This window comes from Candidatus Venteria ishoeyi, assembly GCF_030378065.1.
Taxonomy (GTDB): domain Bacteria; phylum Pseudomonadota; class Gammaproteobacteria; order Beggiatoales; family Beggiatoaceae; genus Venteria; species Venteria ishoeyi.
The window spans coordinates 63,483-82,734 of record NZ_JAUCGJ010000006.1; the positions used below are offsets into that span (position 1 = coordinate 63,483).

The window sequence follows — 19,252 nt, forward strand, 5'->3', positions numbered from 1 at the left end:
GGTTAAATAAGAAGGCCCACCATGTCAATTCTTGTTTGTGGCTCATTGGCTTTTGATACCACGATGTTGTTGACTGAAAAAGTACAACGTCCTGTACACAATGCTGTGTCCCAGAACCCAAAAAACACCCCGGAAGATACGGAAACTTATTATCTGGTACCCGATTTGCGCCGGGAATACGGTGGTTGTGCCGGGAATATTGTCTACAACCTCAAGCAACTGGAAAAAAGTGCTGAAATGATGTCCACTGTGGGAACTGATTTCAGCACTTACCAAACCTGGCTGGATAAGTGCGCAATTTCAACACAATATGTGAAGCGTATCGCCCATACTTATACCGCACAGACTTACATCACACAGGACATGGATGATCACAAGATCATTGCGTTTCATCCTGGTGCGATGAATTTTTCACATTATAACCAGGTACCCACCGAGGCGCGTTTCAATTTAGCGGTGATTGCGCCCGATGGCGAGGAAGGTATGCGCACCCATGCGCGCCAACTGGTGCAACTGGGGATTCCCTTCTTATTTTATCCCGGTCAAAGTCTGTATGAAATGCTTAATGAAGATATTATGACCTTTATTGAGCAGGCAGACTGGGCCGTATTTAATCAGGATGAGTATCAATTTCTGACGCAAATCACGGGCTTGCAACCTGTGCAAATCAGTCGCCGTATGCAGGGATTAATTATCAATAAAGGTGAACAAGGCAGCATCATTTATGTTGATGATCAGGAATACAGCTTACCCGGTGTGTATCCGCGTACGATGTCAGATCGCTCAGGCTGTGATGATGCTTATTGCGCGGGTTTATTATATGGTTTATATAATGACATTGACTGGGAAACCAGTGGACGCATTGCCAGCCTGATGTGGTCAATTAAAGCCGAACATCACGGCACCCAGCAACACAGCTTGAACCTGGAACGCTTTAAACAATTTTTTCAGCAGGTTTATGGTTATGCGCTGATTAGCTAATGAAAATGAATTCGACACAAGCTTCATTTAGTGCTTATCGCACTGAAAACCGCTTCCGTCTCATGCTATATTGATAATTCAGATACCAGATTTCAGCATTTTAAACAAGGATTTTCCAGGCAGCTTAAAAATGCCTTTTCCGGGCTGTCGCTCTGATAATACTCCAGAAATGCCTGCGGTGTGCCGGTAAAATACACTTGTCCTTGTTCCAGTATCAGCATCCGATCACACAGGCTGATGACATCTTCCAGGCTGTGCGCGGTAAACAGCAGCGTGCCACCCGCTGTTTTCCAGCCTTGCAAGGCTTGTTTTAATAATAAACGCGCTTTAGGGTCCAAGCCACTCATTGGCTCATCCAGGACAAAGACCTGGCGACCACTGAGAAAGCAACTGATTAAGCCCAGTTTTTGCTGTGTACCTTTGGAATAGGTGCAGATTTTTGTTGATAATAAATCGGGCTGAAAATCCAAAGTTAAACAAGCCGCCTCAATTTCATCTGCAACCCGGGGGCGTTGATAAAAACGCAACATTAAATGCAGAAAGTCTCGCCCGGTCAAATAGTCCGGCAGGCTGCTTTGTTCTGGAAAAAATACCAGGTGCTGGCGGGATTGTGGGTCTTGATGACTTTGTCCATACCAGAGAATTTCTCCACACTGGACGCTTAATATATCTAAGGCCGCTTTTAATAAGGTGGTTTTACCCGCACCGTTTAAACCGGCTAAACCCAGCGTTTCCCCTTCAGCTAATTGCAAATTGACTTGATTGAGCAATAAACGTCGATTACGTTGCAAACTGAGATTGCGGCATTCCAGCGCAAAATGTGGCCTAATCATCACGCGCCCTGTAAGTCATTAAGAAAAACCTGTAATTTTTCCAGCCAAAGTCCGCTATGTGATAAAAATGGCATGTGTCCGCCATTGTCGATAATACAGCTTTGTAACTGCGTCAGTCCATGTCTATTCCAGTCTTGTGCTACGCTGACTGGCACCAGGGTATCGCGTTCACCTAATGATAGCCAGACGGGACAGGCAATATGTGCTAACTGCGCTCTTAAATCACTGGTTTGCAGCAATCTCAAGCCATTTTCCAGTGTTGCACTGCTGGGTGGGGGAGATTGGCTTAAGTCCTGGCGTAATTTGCGCAAATGCACACGCGCATCAACGCTACCTTTGATTTGCAAGCTCATAAAACGTAATAAGGTGGCTTGATAATCAGTTTTCAGATTCTGCGCAAAATTTGCCAGCGTATCAGCAGGCATGGCATGTGACCAGTTTTTTGCCTGCATAAAACAGGGGGTGCTTGCCACCAGACAGAGGGCGGAAACCTTGTCAGGATAACTGACAGCCAACTGCTGGGCCAGCAGACCACCGAGTGACCAACCCAGCCAGATTCCCGTGGGTAGTTGCTCAGCCAGCCATGTGACCTGCGTGAGCAGTGAATTATTGCCTGCTGGCAGAGGATCGCTGTTGCCATATCCCGGCAAATCTACTTGATGGACACAATAATGCTGACTTAACGCCGCTGCAACCGGATCCCAGACCTGGTGCTGAAAGCCCCAGCCGTGTAATAAAATCAGCGGTCTTCCCTGACCTGAGGTGTGTATAAATAACTTCAAAAATACTTTCCTATACCAAACTCAAGTTTACTTGAGTTTTGCCATCATTGCTCGTTGCAACTGTCGGGAATCAGGATGTTTGAGTTTTTGCAGCGCGCGCACAAGGCGGCGATCCCAGTTATAAACATCCTTGCGAAACTGCACCTTATCCTGTTCATCAACCCAGGCAGTCCAGTAGGTTAAATATACAGCAATCGGCACTTGCAATTTAACTTCTTGAGTTTGACCTTTTTGGAGTTCTATATCCAGACGTTTTTGATTCCAGTTTTTTCCCAGCAAATGATTTGCCAGTGCCAAGGGTTTTTCCAGGCGAATACACCCGGAACTGAACGTCCGCTGGTTTTTTTTAAACAGTGCGCGTTTGGGCGTGTCATGCAAATAAATACTAAATGGGTTGGGGAACATGAATTTAACCTGCCCCAGCGCATTGCCATTACCCGCCATTTGCTGTAAACGGTAAGGAAAATTATTCCCCTGAAACAAAGCATTTTGCAAGGTTTGTGTATCAACCAGATGATTACCATTAAAAGCCTGGATACCTTTGCGCAACAGATATTCGGCATCTTGACGGGCCTTGGGTAAAATATCACGCAGAGCGATGCTGCGCGGCACTGACCAGGTTGGATTGAGTACCAGATAGCTTATTTTTCCAGAAAATACAGGCGTGCGTCTATCCTTGCGCCCGACAATAACGGACATTTGCTGGGTGACTTCCTGATTTTCAATCACTTTTAAGCTGAAATCAGCAATATTCACCCAGATATAACGTGATCCCAATTGCCGGGGAACCCAGCGCCAGCGTTCCATATTCAATCGAATTTGTCCAATGCGCTGTTCCAGACCGACATTAAGCATTGCGCGGGTATCCCGCCCCAATTGTCCATCAACCTGCAAGCCGTGACGCGCTTGAAAATGACGTAAAGCCTCAGTGAGCATTGGGTCCAGTTGTTCCGGTCGGTCTGCGCATTGTTTAATCTGAAAATCCCCGGTTTCCTGTAAATGGGTGCGCAATAAACCAATGGTTGGGTGGGACTGCCCCGGCTCAATTTTTTTTCTGCCAGAGAATAGCGGCCATAGCGTATTGTCCTGATGACGTAGATAGTTTGCCAGGAGATTTTTTAATTTTTGATATTGGGGATGGGGAGGGGCTAAACTGTGCAAGAAAGGAGATAAACGGCCTTGCTCTAAAGCGACTTCCAGCATATCCAGGGCTTTCCAGTTCTCATCCTGCTTTAAGTGCCAGTCACGAATAACCTGTTGCGGATCTAAGCGTCCAAAGCGTACATGCTTACTGTAACGCAGATAAGCTTCACTGAGTAACAACTCTAAATCAGCCTCTTCACAAGTGCCTGTCCGTAAGTGGTTCAGGCATACGCTAATCAGTGAAACATAATAGTCTTCCGGCTCCAGACCTTCACGCCAGGCCCAGCGTAAAACCTGGAATAATATCTGTCCCTGCTCATTAATCCCTTCTGGCTGAATCCAAATCGGGCGATAAGCGCGTTTACCATAAAGTTTACGGAGTAAATCGGGACTTTGCAGCATAATACCCGCCACGCTTATACGCTCAGAAAATAAGCGCTGCGCTAAACGGTAACTTTGCAGGGAAAAGGTTTGGGCCAACTCCGTGACCGGTGGCGGTACAAAAGTTTCAAAGGGATTGAGAGTGGGTGCGGCAGAGCTTGCGGACGCGCATAGTAACATCAGCCACAGAGCTTGCAGCCGATGCGATAAACAGGCAGTGATGCGCGTTGGAAACATAATATTTAATCTGAACTCGACTTAAGGTTTTTTAATAAAAAACGATAAAACCCGGTACCCACTATCAAAAACTTCGCGTAAGACGGCAGTGGTTTTTTGTGCCATTAGCGCAAATCGAGCTTATGCCGAAGTTATTGAATTTGTATGGATAACCCCTGCAAGCCTTCTGCCCTGGCTCGCGTGAGCGTGGTTTTCGCCTCAATATGTGCCACTTCATTATGCCTGATACCCTGGTAGAACTCAGCGAGAAAACCCGCATTGGCATCCCGGTATTCCAACCATTTACGCTGTGCATGGCGTAATTTTTTCTGGCTGTTTTTATCCAGTTTTTTCATTAAGTCTCCATAAACCTGGTTTAAAACCTGATCAGCTTTTTGGTATTCATTATCAGCACATTTTTTCCGGGAAGTGGGGGCGCTGGCATATTGGCATAAAAACTGGCTTGCAAAGTCCGCATCATAGGTTTTAATTAATTTTTCCAATCCCTGATAAAACTGTGCTGCCGTACCATCAATACCGCGCCGCAGCCAAAATAAAACCGCACCTGAAACAATATTGCCGTCATAACCGGCTTGTTCTAAACCTGCAAATTCATAATATTCATCACGGTAATATTGCGGCAGGGTTTGATTGACAATCAGATCCTCATATTTTTGCTGCTGGGCAATATGAAAAGCTGGTTTCGACTGTAATTCCTGGTAAACCATATAATAAATTCTGGCAGGTATACTAACAAATTGAGCATACATTGTTTGCGTCAAGGAACGGAATGTCTGGTCTTTTTCACCGGGAATCGCATGTTCTACCAGCCAGGTGACAAACTCAGGATTGTAATAACCAAAATTATAACGCGCATGTAAATTCAATTGTGTATTGCTGTGTGGGCCGCGCAAAAATATGGGTATATTCGACAACTGTTGCAGTTGTTTATAATCCATAAAATTTTTAATATGACAGTAAAATATACGCATACCACCATTAGGATAATAGTCATATTCATCAGGACAATTATTCTGCGTTTTATCCAGACTGGCCCAGATTTCACGAAATCCTGCGCTGAATTGGCTTAAGTTTTGTTTGGGCGCTGCAATGGGTGATTTTGCATAAACACTGATAGATTGTGAGACAAACCCAAGCACTATCAGACTTATACTCAAAATTAAAGTACGCATACCATCCCCCCTCCTTAAGAAAAAATACCAAACATAAAAAAACATTGCATGAATTGTATACCATGCAATGTTTGAACACACTTGAAATGCTGAAAAGTTTATTTTCCATGCACAAGGTTAAAACCTTCGCCTTTCAGGCGAACAGATTTATCTCTAATGTTTAACGGTAAAACTTAAAATATGGGTTTTAGCGCTAACACCCCAAAGGGGTATTTTAATATAGCCTGGGGCAACGCCCCAGGGTAGAGAATGGCACGAATACAATTTCAGGGGCGTTGCCCCACTACCATTAACTTAAGAAAATATTCAAGCCCCAAAGGGGCAAAACATACCAGCCCAGGGCAACGCCCTGGGTGTGTAATGTGATGATACCAGAGTCCTGAAAGGGCGATACATAAATGATGCGCCCTCTGATGTATCGCCCTTTCAGGGCTCTAATTCAACAAAATAACCTGCCTGGGGCGCTGCCCCAGGCTAGTATGTTTATCCCTTTCAGGGATATACTTGCTCACCCAATGAGAATAAAGCAATAATTTTTAACCAAAAGTCTAAACTTAATACTGGCACAAAAGTTTAAAGGAGGTCAAGCCTTGGCTTGGGTGTGCTTTTTAGACTCCCAATCCGAGGATTGGGCTCTTTAAGTTAATGGCAGTGGGGCGTTGCCCCTGGCTATATTAATGCGCCCCGTTGGGGCCAAACAACAGGGCTTGTCCGCCCTGTATCTCGGCTTTCAGCCACCAAACGCTCTAACCCACCCGTCTTTTAGCGGGTGGTTGTTTAGTATCTATAACTTAGCGCAAGGTAAAAGCACTTTTTAGCTGTGCAACGGCGGATGAAGCTTATTAGTCAGCTAAAGACAAAACCCAACTCACCAGAATGTTAATATTTTCATCTGAAACCGTAGCATTAGGTGGCATAGGAATATTACCCCAGGTGCCACTGCCACCATTTTTCACCTTATCCCGCAACTGCTGAATCATGGCTTCATCCGCACCTTTGTATTTGTTGGCAATTTCTTTATAAGCCGGGCCAACAATTTTATTATCAATACTATGGCAGGCCAGACAAGAGTTTTTGCGTGCCAGTTCGACACCATCTTCTGCTTGTGCCAAAGCACTGACTGCTAACATGGAAAAACCTGCGATACTACTGAACATAACTTTAGAAAAATATTTCATCAAATCGTTCTCCGTTTATGATGAGTGTGTAAACCTAATTTTATTATAAACCAGAATATTTTAACTACATGCTAAAACTGTGCCTTACGTTTTTGTTCCCTGGCCTGTAATTGTTCAACAATTAAACGATAAGCAATAAAATACTTATAAATATTACTGACATATTGCACAGTTTCACGACCAATAATCTTAGCAGCTGCGACCTCAACATTACCAAACCAGATATTGGGATTCAGTTTCATCGTTTTAGTACGCTTGCGCAATTTGCGTACTTTTGCAGGGCCTGCATTATAGGCGGCAAAACTGAACAGCATTTGATTGAGCAGGTCAATTTCTGACTTATCAAAATAACGCTTATGTAAAAAATGTAAATAACGGGTACCGGCATGGATATTATTTTCCAGTTTGTGAATGTCTGGAATATTCACATTCGGATCTTTAGCCGTGCTGGGTAAAATCTGCATAATACCGACAGCCCCGGCTTTGCTGCGCTTACTGTGATCCAGTTGTGATTCCTGGTAAGCCAGGGCACCCAGCATCAACACATCAAAAGCATATTGATCGGCATATTTTTTAAATAAATTAAGGGTATCCTGAAACTTTTTAATTTCTCCAGGACTCATGGTGTTACGCGCCCATTTATTGTGTTTCAGGTAACGCTTGAAAATAATATTACCAAATAAGGTGCCTTTTTTATGTTTTTTAATAAAGCTGTTGAGCTGTTGTTTTAATTGTGGACTATTTTTACGAATTGCCCAGCCAATGCTGCCACCGGTATTAACCGCAATATCAGAATAGACCCGAATCTGGTCAAAGACTTCCACCCAGAATTTTGCCTTATGGCTATCAACAATCACCATTGGAATCATGCTGGCATTCACCATTTCCAGCAAATCAGCATCTTCTAAATATTCATCGGCTGCAATAATCTGCACCGGCTTTAGGTTTTGTTCCTTAAACTGCTGATTTAGACGCTGTAAGCTGCTGTAATAACTACTAGATTGCCTGACATGAAGTGTTTTTCCTGATAAGTCTTGCAGGGTTTTAACGGGGGGTGCATGGATGCCCGTTACCAATACTTCATCAACGCCGCTAAATACCGGATCACTGAAATCCACTTGTTGCTTGCGCACTGCGGTAATGGTTAGATTACTGACAGCAATATCACCCAAGCCCTTGATTAAGGCGGGAATCAGCTCATCGCGCCGCACCGGAATAAAAACAACTTTAATTTTCAGCGTGCCATTATTCAGTTTTTTATTCAGATAGTTTTCAAAGGTTTTTAAGGCTTCGTAACTAGCACCCCGTTGCCGCATTGCATCAAGAAAATATAACATCTTGTTATATACCACCAGGACGCGGATAAGGCGACGCTGTTTCATGCCCTCAAAGTCCCCAAGCCAGGGCGCGTCTGCTAAAAATATTTCCCGTCCATCAGCAGTGACAGGAATTTGTTCAATTAAATCCTGGGCTTTTTGCGCTGCTATGGAGGGGTCTATATTGGCATTATCGGGCGCAGCAAAAACCGGGTTATGCGTCAGGAACAATAAACATAAAAAATAATAAAGCGGTTTCATGGGCAGCACCTTGCTTATCAGGTATTGGGGAGTTTATGCTTTTGACGGTTTCAGCGTTGGTTTTCATCTGCCAGACGATGTTCCTGGCAGCAATAAACCTTATCGCCACGATGAATTGCTTCTTGTTCCGGTATATGCATACCACAAAAAGCGCAGGGCAGCATGTGCTGCTTTTCCGGCATTGCCTGATTTTGTTTTTTCTGCTTGGTCTGGTTTTCTGCTTCATTTTCCAACGAAGCTTTATAACCCTGGAAAATTCGCCATAGCATCCAAATTCCGATAAGGATGATCAATGTGCGTATAAACATAAGGCATAATCCTAAACGGATAACACCCCTTCGAAGGGGTGTTATCCATAAAACATTTACAGGTTATTTATTTTGCTTGCTTCTGGCGATCCGGACGATTAACCGAAGCCCGATCCAAAATGCCATTAATAAATTTGTGACTTTTGTCCGCACCAAAACGGTGGGCCAATTCCACTGACTCATTAATAACCACCCGCCAGGGCACTTCCGGGCAATAGTTCAATTCATACAGACCCATACGCAAAATAGTATGCTCAATGGGATCCAGGCGGCGCAAGGGGCGATCTAACAAAGGCTCCAATTGTTTGTCCAAGGTTTTAACCTGTTCTGCAACTTCATAGAGCAAACGCCGGAAATACAGCACGTCAACCTGTGCAATATCTACTTCATTTTCATCATCAGCCGCAAGAAATTGTTCTTCAATATCAACCAGAGAGTGTTTAGCGATCTGCCATTGATATAAAGCTTGCAGTGCGCGATGTCTGGCATGGCTGCGTGGGCTGGTTTTACGTTTTTTTCCGGCGCGTTTTTTACTTGTTTTTTGCATTATGAATCTGCTGACAGTTTATGCACTAAACTGACCATTTCCAGCCCGGATAAGGCTGCTTCCCCGCCTTTATTACCCGCTTTGGTGCCTGCGCGCTCAATCGCCTGCTCGATAGTATCGACGGTTAAAACACCAAATACCACAGGCATATCATATTTTAAGCCAACCTGAGTTAAACCTTTGGCGCACTCTCCCGCAACATAGTCAAAATGCGGCGTACCGCCACGAATGACCGCGCCAACCGCAATAATGGCATCATATTTATCGGTTTCAGCCAGCTTTTGCACCACCAGCGGAATTTCATAAGCACCCGGTGCCCAGACAACGGTGATATTTTCTGATTTAACGCCGTGACGTTGCAGCGTATCCACTGCGCCTTCCAGCAGTTTTTCAGTAATAAAGCTGTTAAAACGCCCGGCAACGATGGCATAAGAGGCGGTTTCCTGTACCTGGGTCATAAAATCCCCTTCTATGGTTTGATATTGGCTCATATTTGCTCCGTTAAAACACAAACGCTTGGCGCGAGATATGTTTATAAATCATTAGTCGTTGATGTATAGTTGATCCATTTTAGCGTAATTCAAGGTTTTGGACTTAATGCCTGGATCTGTTCTATGGGTAAACCTGTAACCTCTGCAATAGTCTCTATCGCTATCCCTGCCTGCTTCAGGTTTTTCGCCGTCATTAAAATACCTTCTGCTTTTACGTATCACCCACCCTCATACCCCTGCTCTAATACCACAAATGCCACCACATGACTGTGTTCATCACTAAGGCTAATATGAGATTTGCCAATTTCCTGCTGCAATACCCGGAGATTGGTTTTGCCATAAAAATATAACAGCGGCTTACCCAGCTTATCATGGCGCACTTCAATATCCTTAAAAGCAATACCATCACGAAACCCTGTACCTAAAGCCTTGGCAGTGGCTTCCTTGGCGGCAAAACGCTTGGCCAGAAAAGCACTGACTTGTTGTGGATCGCTTAATGCCTCCAGTGCTTTTTGTTCATTAGGATGCAAAATACGCTGGGCAAAACGCTCGCCAAATTCTTTCTGACTGCTTTGTATGCGCGCCAATTCGACAATATCAACGCCAATACCATAAATAGACATTTATAGACTCCGACATAATTTACGCAATTAAGTTGGCAGTTATTTACCTGAAAACCTATCGGTTTAATTTTGAGAAAAATACTGCGCCAAATAATCGGAATAACTGCTGCTGTCTTCAGCTTCTATCGTCTGCTGGCGTAGCAGAGAATCTTGTGCTGCTTTTTGGAAAAAAGCCTGTTTTTCCGGATTTTTGGGCAGATTCATAAAATAGTTTAAATGTTGTTGTGACAGGCGGCGCGTAAATTCATAAAAACCTTCGCGGGTATCACGCATCTCGGTCAGCATTCTTTGCGAAGGCGTGAGTTCACTATTATGTACCACTTCCTGCTGTTCTTCCAGCGCATCCATATAAGCGGTTTTTCCTGTACCATAATCCAAAATCTCGCAAACGCCTTGCATAGCGCAGCATAACTCTGTGGCCCAGGTGCGCAATAAACGGGTTTTACCCTTGCGGCGTAATAATAAAGAGGGATCGCGCCCGTAATGTGCCGCCTGGGTCTGATTACTATCAATTTCTTCAATCTCTTCACAACTGAGATCCGGGCTTTCATGCAACAGGCAAAATAAAATCAAGGCTTCCAGAAAACGCAGTTGGGTTTCATTAATACCCAGCGGATCATAAGCATTGACATCTAAAGAGCGCAATTCAATATAACGCACCCCCCGGCGACGCAGGGCCAGACTCGGCGTTTCCATATCCTGCGTGATTTGCTTGGCGCGCACCGTGCTGTAATATTCGTTTTCAATCTGCAATTGATTGGCATTAAGTTGCCGGTAAACCCCCGCAACCTGCACTCCGATTTTTTCATATTCCGGGCAAGGGGTGCGGGTGGCAGTCATTAAGCTGTCGGTATAGCGTTGCAAATCGTTATAACAGGCTTTTACCCCGCTATCGACTTCTTTATTATTCTGATAACCAATATCACCCATGCGCAAAGAAGTGGCGCGGGGCGAATAATAAGTGCTGTCATCAAAAGGTTGTAAACTGCGCGGACGTTGATCCTGTAAAAAAGAGGTGCAAACCGCAGGGGAAGCCCCGAATAAATAGGGAATTAACCAGCCAAAACGTTGCAGATTACGTAATAAGCCAAAATAATGTTGATCAATAAAACTTTGCAGCGGTTGCTGATCGCCTTCCAGGGTTTGATAAGCCGCCCAGAAATCCGGTGAAAAAGAATAATTAAAATGCACCCCGGCAATCACCTGCATGATGCGTCCATAACGATAACCCAGACCACGCCGATATACGGTTTTCATCACACCGGGATTGGATTCACCATAATAAGCCAGCGGAATGCCTTCATCGCCACTACCTGCAAGTATACAAGGCATACTGGTGGCCCAGAGAATTTCTTCATCCAGGTTTTGATACACAAACTGATGGGTGGCACAAAGAAATTCCAGGCTCTCTCGCAACGACTCAAAGGGCGGCGTGATCAGTTCCAATAATGCTTCAGAATAATCTGTGGTAATCCAGGGATTGCTTAAGGCTGAACCCAAGGCTTTAGGATGCGGCGTTTGCGCAATTGAACCCCGCCTGGCAACCCGTAGGCTTTCTTTTTCCAGACCAATCTGGCTGTTTTGCAGCAGGTGCTGAAGTTGGTTATCTGACAAGGCTTGGAGACGTTGCTCGGCGCGAGAATACAAAATAAAAACCTTTAGACGTTAGCGACGTTGATAACGCAGATCCCAAACGCCATGTCCCAGCTTAAGGCCGCGCTGCTCAAATTTGGTCAGCGGACGTTGGGGAATACGTGAAGAAAAGCCTGAACCCGCCAGATTATCAAAATCCGGGTGCGCTTCTAACAGCGTTAACATTTGCCGGGCATAATGCTCCCAGTCGGTCGCCAGATTCAGTACACCATCAGGGCGCAGCGCTTTTGCCAATACATTTAAAAACGGCGTTTGAATCATGCGGCGTTTTTGATGGCGTTTTTTAGGCCAGGGGTCAGGAAAATAAATATAGACTGCATCCAGCGCGGAAAGCGGCGTATGCATGGACAACACCTGCATGGCATCGGCGGTAGAGACCCGCACATTTTCGACTTCATATTTTTCCAGCAAAGATAACAAATGCCCAACGCCGGGTTGATACACTTCAATGCCAATATAATTATTTTCAGGATGGGCGCGGGCCATTTCCAGCAAGGCATCGCCCATGCCAAACCCGATTTCCAGATGCAGGGGTTTATCGTCGCCAAAAATAGCAGCGGCTGTCATTTTTGCATCGGGTTGAAGCACATAACGATCCCACAGTTGTGACAAGGCGCGTTTCTGGCCTTGCGTGGTGCGCCCTGAACGGCGCACAAAACTGCGTATGGTCATGAAAATTTCCTGTTAAAGAGGGTTAAACTATAGGGAATAATGATAGCACTTAGTGCTTGGGTAAAACTTATTAAGTATACCTGAATCCATAAGGTGGGGCAGCAAAAATGCTGAGCTATAGATTTTCAGGTGAATCATTTCGATGTAGGGTGGAATAGCGCAGCGTATTCCACCATTTTCAACTTTTCGGTGGAATACACTGCGTGATAGGGCATTGCCAAAATCAAATATTACAGACGCACCTATTCCACCCTATATTTTTTTCTCGTTTTTTTCTCGTTCCCACGCAGAGCGTGGGAACGAGAGGAATATCTTGCTCATGAGGCCATGCCACTGTTCCATCAATCACTTTTGCCTTATTGAAATAATGTTTGTATTTCAGTTCCTTAAATACACCAAAATTGGGAGCTGATTTTTATTGATGTTATATTTTTGGTGAATTTCCTTCATCAACGTAAAAATTACAAGGGAGTAAATTCATGACTAAAATTCTGAAAACGCTGAAAAAGTCCGTAAATCATTGATTTTATTAGAGGTAAAAAGTTCTTCGGAGTTTTCAGTTAGCACTGAAATAAGCTTAGGAGTGAGGATGAAATAAATACAGAAACTGGGCGCAGGATTTTTATTCATTTTCAAGGCGTGAAAACAGGCGCATAGCAAGCTATGTAACTGTTTTCATAACGTAGAAAATGGAGAAAAAGACCAGCCAAGTTGCTGAAGTTATAAAATTCTCACTCCTTAGGTAACTCAGATTGGATTACTCCAGGCGTTGTGGCGTGGATTCCGCAGTCGCTTCAATATTATCATGTAACTCCTGTGCATAATGTTCCTGGATTTCCCCGGTACTGGTGTCCATATGTTGTCCAGGTTTAAGTCTGACCGCACGCTCCAGACTGTGAATATAAACCGGAATTGCGATATCTGCGCCATTTTGCTCCTGAAGATTTTGTATATCAATATCGAGGCCGTATAAACTGCTTTTCTGGGGGTTGCGCTGTTCATTCAGCCACAATACGTTTTCCCCATTTTGTTTAATGATTAGACCATTGACACGTACTCTAGGCGGGATAATTTGTTCTTCTTCAATGAATATACTGATGTCTTTGTTCATACTGCGCTGGCGCAGCAAATCCATCTGTTTGCGTTCATTGGCAGTAAAAAACAAACGGATCACATCATCTTCAGCGGCAACTGGCACGGCAACCGCTGCCAGCAAACCTGAAAGTAATAACAGTAATAAGCGGCTTTGTGCTTTATTCCATGTCATCTTTCACCTCAGCAGTATACCAATGCAAATCACAATGCGCTTCCAGATTTTTTTTACCGGGTGATTTTTTCCATTTGTAATTAAGGGCGTGCAGCCGATTGATACTGCAACTTTTAAAGGTATATAGGCGATTAGTTTGTTGGCGGGCAATACTTTTTATAAAACGAAAAAAATCATTCATGTGCAATAAGGGCAAATCAAAGCTGGAAGACCAGAGCTGAACCTTAAACCCTTTGCTGACAGGGATACCTGGCACATGATAAATACGGTTTTCCGTATCCCGGGGATTAAGCCGACCAGGTAATTCAAGTTCATTTTGCATATTACGCAACACCTTAATCCAATCATTAAGGCGTTGCTCCGCTGTCAGAAAGTGATGCTGTTCCAGTTTTTGGAAATCCGGGTAAAAATCCTGGGCGATGCTCAGCGCTTCCTGAGTCTCCTTAAAACGCTCATCAGCTTGTTGCTGGCGTTTCTTCTGTTCAATATTATGTTGTCGCGCCTGCGTTTCATAATAATCACTGACTTTGACTATCGCTATTGAAATAATAAAACTGAAAATAAACAAAAATAAAGGAAAACGTAATAAGGAAAAATCAATATCCAGTTGTATTCCAATATTCATGCGATTTCCTTAACTGTGCTTTTCCGGGATCAGTTCCAGTTTCAAACTGGACGCAGGCATATGTCCTACTAAGCGCCAGTCATCCGTTTCCAGTTGCACTGTCCATTCACCTGCAATTTCCTGGGTATCACGTTCCAGTGCTGCGTCATAAATACCCTTATCCGTCTGGGTCAATTCAATACTTTGATCAAAACCCGTGCGGGTATGATGTGTGAACGATAAATTTAATTTTTCCGGTAACGCATAACTGGCATCAGAACGCAGATAAAGGCGCGCTTTTAAGGTATTTGGACTGAGATGTAACACACCACCAATACCGTACTGGCTGGCTGCTTTGTCGCGGGCAAAGCTGCGATTAAGCTCCAGGCCACGTTTATAATAATCATCGACTACCAATCCATCATCAGATTTTATTGCGATCCAGATGGTGATTGAACCTGCCAACACAGCAAGAAAAGGGAAAAAGATAATCATCCAGACATAAGGCTCGCGATACCAGGGTCTTGGCTGGGTGTTCTCTGTACTCATAAAAAATCCTTTTTGTTGAAAAAATTGAAATCAGATTATTTTAGCATATACAAAATCCAGGCTTGGATAAGCGGGTGTAGATTTTCAGATATTACAATCTCCAAATTAAGTTCGGTGCTTCGGTGCCGGGAAATTATTTGCCTGAAAATCTATAGTATAATGGGCATTTTTATCACAAACAAAATACCAGACACGGATAAGCAATGCTGAATATCTACAATACCCTGACCCGAGAAAAAGCCCCGTTTCAGCCGATGGAAGATAAAAAAGTACGCATTTATGTATGCGGGATGACGGTCTATGATTACTGTCATGTGGGCCATGCGCGGGTGATGGTCGCCTTTGATGTGATAGTCCGTTATCTGCGCGAACAGGGATATGATGTCACCTATGTGCGTAATATCACGGATATTGATGACAAGATCATCGCCAGAGCACAGGAAAATGGTGAAGACTTTTCAGCATTGACTGCGCGTTTTATCCAGGCCATGCATGAAGATGCCGCCGCCTTGGGCGTATTACCCCCGGATCAAGAACCACGCGCAACCGACTCGCTGGATTTGATTATTGAAATGATTCAAAGTCTGTTTGACCAGGGTTATGCGTATGTCGCCAAAGATGGTGACGTGTGTTATACCGTCAATAAATTCAAATCCTACGGCCAACTTTCTGGTAAAAATCTGGAAGATTTGCAGGCGGGTACCCGGGTAGAAGTGAATACCGCCAAGAATAATCCGCTGGATTTTGTATTGTGGAAAATGGCAAAACCGGGCGAGCCAGGTTGGGACTCGCCTTGGGGTAAAGGCCGTCCCGGCTGGCATATCGAATGTTCCGCCATGTCTACCCATTGCCTGGGGAATCATTTTGATATTCATGGCGGCGGCATGGACTTACAGTTCCCCCACCATGAAAATGAGATTGCACAATCAGAAGCGGCAACTGGTGAAAAGTTTGTGGACTTGTGGATGCACAATGGTTTTGTACGCATTAATGAAGAAAAAATGTCTAAATCATTAGGGAATTTTTTCACTGTGCGGGAAGTACTGAAAGCCTATCACCCGGAAGTTGTGCGCTATTTTATTCTCACCAGCCAGTACCGCAGCCCCTTAAATTATTCCGATCAACAACTGGATAACGCACAACAGGCCCTGACCCGTTTATATACGGCGCTGCGTGGCTTGCCAAATAGTGCAAATGCTGCCACGGGTAATATCTACCAAACCCAGTTTCATGAAGCGATGGATGATGATTTTAATACCCCGGAAGCCTTGGCGGTATTATTTGAAATGGCACGAGAAATTAACAAGCTGCGTACAACTGATATGGATGCAGCCGCCGCTTTAGGCGCACAATTATGCAAGCTTTCCAGCGTCATGGGCTTGCTGGAAAATGATCCGGAACAATTTCTGAAAAATGCCTCACCGCAAACAGAAGGTGACTTGTCCGATGAAGCCATTGAGCAATTGATTATTGATAGAAAAACTGCGCGCACAGAAAAAGACTGGGCTAAAGCCGATAGCATTCGCGGACAATTGGATGCAGCCAATGTGATTTTGGAAGATGGCGCGGATGGCACTACCTGGCGGCGAAAGTAATATATTTGAATATACCTGTCACGTAAATATTCCGTCTCCCCATTCCCAGTAATATCAACTGATTGGCACTTTATTTAGGCACCATTTCAAGGGATTACCCTATAAGTCTTTGATTTGAATACGCTATTTGTTAAGTTGTGATGATAAAACTGAGCAGGACGATTGCCTGGTTTCCAGCAATGCAGGATATCCCCATTCAACAGACACAATGGCAGCAGAGTATCCTCAAGTATCAGAGTTATTTACTGCTGAAATTGTGTCTGCAGTAATGCTTGCTCATGAGTTGAGATGAGTTTGTACTGAATTTGCAGGAGGTGCTTGGGAGGGATAGGGACGAGTCAATTCTGCCCTGCGCGTTTCATCCATCAACCAGGGGATGAATGAATTTATGTCTTGGGGTGCTTTGCCAGCATTTTCGGCACAGGCAGTAAGATAAGCCATTAACCAGTGGCGCTGATTGATGTCCCAAACCCCCAGGTTGGCGGAAATGCCAGCAGTAGTGATTTTGTGAGCTTCGTTTTGCACTAAAATAGTGCGATACCGCGAAGGAAACCACTTCAGTAAAGTGGTTTTTAGATACGCTAATCAATAGATATAAAAATCAATCATTTATTACTGAAACTTGATTCTATTTATTGGATTTCTCCGCGGCACCTATAAAATCAATTGCTTACAATTGATTTTGACTGCTTTTTGAGTGATTTTTTGAGGATTTGTGAAAAATGACAGCTATTTTAAAGAGCTTCGCGGAAACGGGGTCTAAAGTGCTTGATTTCAAAGGGGGAATATGGTGTACTGTTTCAGGCATGCTGGCCGCTAAGGCTATTGAAACAACACGATGAAACTTCCTGCTTTCACTGATTAAGTTTCAGGCATGCTGGCCGCTAAGGCTATTGAAACAAAAAACGTGGTAAGAACTCTAGATGGTTGCCAGCGTTTCAGGCATGCTGGCCGCTAAGGCTATTGAAACTTCGTGTTGTGGCTGTTGCTATTATCTGTGTCGCCGTTTCAGGCATGCTGGCCGCTAAGGCTATTGAAACAATCTGTGTTATATTTGGTGGTGGATTATATTCGAGTTTCAGGCATGCTGGCCGCTAAGGCTATTGAAACGTTGAGGAATATCCATAGGCTGAGAAATCCGTACAGTTTCAGGCATGCTGGCCGCTAAGGCTATTGAAACTCCGGCTCAGGGGCGGAAACGGGGGCAACCCGATGTTTCAGGCATGCTGGCCGCTAAGGCTATTGAAACTCTAATTTCAATGTCATCTACCAGGCGCACGGTATGTTTCAGGCATGCTGGCCGCTAAGGCTATTGAAACAGCTAAACCAAAAAAAATATAGACAGCCAAGAAAATAAAAAAATAAAACTACACTATCGTTCCAATATTCTCAACCAGTCAAATTATTGAAATTCAGAAATAAGTTAGAAAAAAAAGCCTAATTGTATGGAAAAAACCAAAAATCAGCCATAACCTACCTATGGCAGGCTATTTGGTGCCATAAATATAACTTAATGAGAAATGGAAATATCAGCTATTGGTATAACAAGCGGGCAGCACTTTGTCCCTTAAACCATTTTCGCCCTTGCCGTTCAGTTTCTTCCAGCAAATGCCGCATAATGCCAACAACCTTATAAAAATGATTGCCATAATGCTGTATGCCATCTATCCAGTTGTCTTGCTTGATTTCCAGACGTTGCAAAATAGGCTGAATATGTGCAGGAATAGCGCCACGCTTACCATCACGAATACAACGCCCTGTCCAATCGACCAGTTCAAAGTATTCTTCCTGGCTGATGGGCAGGCAAACATGTGTATTTTGCGTGGCTTGAGGTTTCCCGGTCTTTTTAGTCTCAGCAAAAGGTAGCAGCCATTGGCTTTGTGGTTCTGGTTTTGAGACTGATTTCTTTTGAATCTCAACTCTTGCTGCAAAAGAAGTAAATTCAGAATCTTCCGGAGTTTGTGCAATCGCGGCTCGTACCGGGTTAAGGTCAACATAGGCCATGCAGCTAACTAAAGCGGCATCATCCAATAAAGCCTGAGACTTAAAACGCCCTTCCCAAAACCGCCCGGTACACTTATCTTCTTTATTCGCCTGGCGTGCAACCGGCTCATTCAGACAACGCATAAACCAGCTTAAATCTGCCAGACGCTCGCGCCATAAAGTTACTTTTTCCTCATCGGCTGCCAGACGTGAAAAATAAGCGTTAACCACTTCAACATCAATTTGATTGTCATCAGAATCTTTCAAAGCCTGCGGTGGAAACAAGGTACACCAACGCTTGACCACTTCATCAGCATCCCAGGTCAAACTCTGCTCATAATCAACATGCAGTACCAGATGATAATGATTACTCATAATGGCATAAGCACAAACCTCAACTGAAAACTGTCCGGCAAGTATTTCCAACCTGTCCAGTATCCATTGCCGCCTGTGTTCGTAATTACAACCACTTTGCTTATCAAAGCCGCATAAAAAAGCCCGGCGCACGGCGCGACTGACGCAGTGATAATGACCGTTGCTGTGTTTGCTAACTTGTTCTTTGCGAGGTGTAGGCATGGTTTTATCCCTCTTTAGGTTCAGGTTTTAGGACAGAATAACAGGAATGGTGTTTTTTCTAAAATTTACATGGATGTCTCCTAAATTTTCGAAACTCAGG

General features: G+C 44.1%; 18 protein-coding genes. 2 read left to right on the forward strand and 16 right to left on the reverse strand.

Features of this window, described 5'->3' with window-relative positions:
• The first annotated feature begins 21 nt into the window (after positions 1-21).
• Positions 22-981: a carbohydrate kinase family protein gene (locus QUF61_RS03150; RefSeq protein WP_289680414.1), complete on the forward strand. Its 960-nt coding sequence runs from the start codon at positions 22-24 to the stop codon at positions 979-981.
• Positions 982-1,073: 92 nt separating this feature from the next.
• Here the strand turns inward: QUF61_RS03150 and QUF61_RS03155 are convergent, their stop codons facing one another.
• From QUF61_RS03155 to QUF61_RS03225, 15 genes are all read right to left on the reverse strand, one after another.
• Complete coding sequence (locus QUF61_RS03155; RefSeq protein ID WP_289680415.1) at positions 1,074-1,814, reverse strand: ATP-binding cassette domain-containing protein; 741 nt, start codon at positions 1,812-1,814, stop codon at positions 1,074-1,076.
• Complete coding sequence (gene bioH, locus QUF61_RS03160) at positions 1,814-2,596, reverse strand: pimeloyl-ACP methyl ester esterase BioH (protein WP_289680417.1); 783 nt, start codon at positions 2,594-2,596, stop codon at positions 1,814-1,816. The genes QUF61_RS03155 and bioH overlap by 1 nt, the downstream gene beginning before the upstream one ends.
• Before the next feature lie 27 nt (positions 2,597-2,623).
• On the reverse strand, positions 2,624-4,357 hold the full coding sequence (locus tag QUF61_RS03165; protein WP_289680418.1) for a L,D-transpeptidase family protein: 1,734 nt from the start codon (positions 4,355-4,357) through the stop codon (positions 2,624-2,626).
• A 131-nt stretch (positions 4,358-4,488) separates the two neighbouring features.
• A complete protein-coding gene (locus tag QUF61_RS03170) occupies positions 4,489-5,529 on the reverse strand; it encodes a lysozyme inhibitor LprI family protein (RefSeq protein WP_289680421.1) in 1,041 nt (346 codons plus the stop codon).
• Between the two features lie 842 nt (positions 5,530-6,371).
• Positions 6,372-6,707 (reverse strand): c-type cytochrome, encoded by a 336-nt coding sequence (locus QUF61_RS03175; RefSeq protein WP_103921542.1) that lies wholly within the window; start codon positions 6,705-6,707, stop codon positions 6,372-6,374.
• Between the two features lie 71 nt (positions 6,708-6,778).
• Positions 6,779-8,284 carry an MltF family protein gene (locus tag QUF61_RS03180; RefSeq protein WP_289680423.1) on the reverse strand — a complete coding sequence of 502 codons (1,506 nt, stop codon included), beginning with the start codon at positions 8,282-8,284 and terminating at the stop codon, positions 6,779-6,781.
• A 50-nt stretch (positions 8,285-8,334) separates the two neighbouring features.
• Entirely contained in the window at positions 8,335-8,592 is a 258-nt protein-coding gene (locus tag QUF61_RS03185) for a PP0621 family protein (RefSeq protein ID WP_103922015.1), read from the reverse strand.
• A gap of 67 nt (positions 8,593-8,659) precedes the next feature.
• On the reverse strand, positions 8,660-9,139 hold the full coding sequence (gene nusB, locus QUF61_RS03190) for a transcription antitermination factor NusB (RefSeq protein WP_103921545.1): 480 nt from the start codon (positions 9,137-9,139) through the stop codon (positions 8,660-8,662).
• The gene (ribH, locus tag QUF61_RS03195) at positions 9,139-9,630 is read right to left on the reverse strand and encodes a 6,7-dimethyl-8-ribityllumazine synthase (protein WP_103921546.1); all 492 of its coding nucleotides are present in this window, start codon (positions 9,628-9,630) and stop codon (positions 9,139-9,141) included. Before ribH ends, nusB begins: the two co-directional genes overlap by 1 nt.
• A 218-nt stretch (positions 9,631-9,848) precedes the next feature.
• Positions 9,849-10,253: a holo-ACP synthase gene (gene acpS / locus QUF61_RS03200; RefSeq protein ID WP_289680426.1), complete on the reverse strand. Its 405-nt coding sequence runs from the start codon at positions 10,251-10,253 to the stop codon at positions 9,849-9,851.
• A gap of 63 nt (positions 10,254-10,316) precedes the next feature.
• Positions 10,317-11,900, reverse strand: coding sequence for a glutamate--cysteine ligase (gene gshA / locus QUF61_RS03205; protein WP_289680427.1), 1,584 nt, complete (start codon positions 11,898-11,900; stop codon positions 10,317-10,319).
• Positions 11,901-11,918: 18 nt separating this feature from the next.
• Positions 11,919-12,578 (reverse strand): tRNA (guanosine(46)-N7)-methyltransferase TrmB, encoded by a 660-nt coding sequence (gene trmB, locus QUF61_RS03210; RefSeq protein WP_289680429.1) that lies wholly within the window; start codon positions 12,576-12,578, stop codon positions 11,919-11,921.
• 757 nt (positions 12,579-13,335) lie between these two features.
• Positions 13,336-13,845, reverse strand: a complete 510-nt coding sequence (locus QUF61_RS03215; protein WP_289680430.1) for a hypothetical protein — start codon at positions 13,843-13,845, stop codon at positions 13,336-13,338.
• Positions 13,832-14,470 carry a hypothetical protein gene (locus tag QUF61_RS03220; protein ID WP_103921746.1) on the reverse strand — a complete coding sequence of 213 codons (639 nt, stop codon included), beginning with the start codon at positions 14,468-14,470 and terminating at the stop codon, positions 13,832-13,834. The genes QUF61_RS03215 and QUF61_RS03220 overlap by 14 nt, the downstream gene beginning before the upstream one ends.
• A gap of 9 nt (positions 14,471-14,479) precedes the next feature.
• The gene (locus QUF61_RS03225; RefSeq protein WP_103921745.1) at positions 14,480-14,998 is read right to left on the reverse strand and encodes a FixH family protein; all 519 of its coding nucleotides are present in this window, start codon (positions 14,996-14,998) and stop codon (positions 14,480-14,482) included.
• A gap of 203 nt (positions 14,999-15,201) precedes the next feature.
• Here QUF61_RS03225 and cysS point away from each other — a divergent pair, with 203 nt between their 5' ends.
• Complete coding sequence (gene cysS, locus QUF61_RS03230) at positions 15,202-16,593, forward strand: cysteine--tRNA ligase (protein WP_103921744.1); 1,392 nt, start codon at positions 15,202-15,204, stop codon at positions 16,591-16,593.
• Between the two features lie 1,533 nt (positions 16,594-18,126).
• Here cysS and QUF61_RS03235 read toward each other — a convergent pair.
• A complete protein-coding gene (locus QUF61_RS03235; RefSeq protein WP_289680431.1) occupies positions 18,127-19,152 on the reverse strand; it encodes a hypothetical protein in 1,026 nt (341 codons plus the stop codon).
• Positions 19,153-19,252: the final 100 nt, after the last annotated feature.